The sequence below is a fragment of the Streptococcus mitis genome (genome assembly GCF_001074635.1).
GTDB classification, from domain to species: domain Bacteria; phylum Bacillota; class Bacilli; order Lactobacillales; family Streptococcaceae; genus Streptococcus; species Streptococcus mitis_E.
This window is the reverse complement of sequence record NZ_JUQO01000034.1, coordinates 1-209: the sequence shown is the minus strand read 5'-3', so window position 1 is coordinate 209 and position 209 is coordinate 1. Positions and strand designations below refer to the sequence as shown.

Genomic DNA, 209 nt, shown 5'->3' with positions numbered 1-209 from the left:
GTAGAAGGTTAGAGTGGTTTGTTTCTTGGCTTCATCACGTTCTGCTTTAACTTTCGGTGTTTGGCCATTTTCACCGTTTTTAACGATAGTTATAAGGGCTGGGCGACCTTCTGGTTGGGTAATGGTAATCGTATGGCTACCATCATGATTGTCTATCACTGTTACTTCTGGTGTGAAGCCATCTTTTCCGTTCTCACCCTTGTCACCTT

At 43.5% G+C, this 209-nt stretch carries 1 protein-coding gene; it reads right to left on the bottom strand.

Translation table 11 applies throughout. The features are described 5' to 3' along the window. The coding region (locus ADI58_RS01355; protein ID WP_049521165.1) for a collagen-flanked surface repeat-containing protein at positions 1-209 on the bottom strand (209 nt) is incomplete at both ends.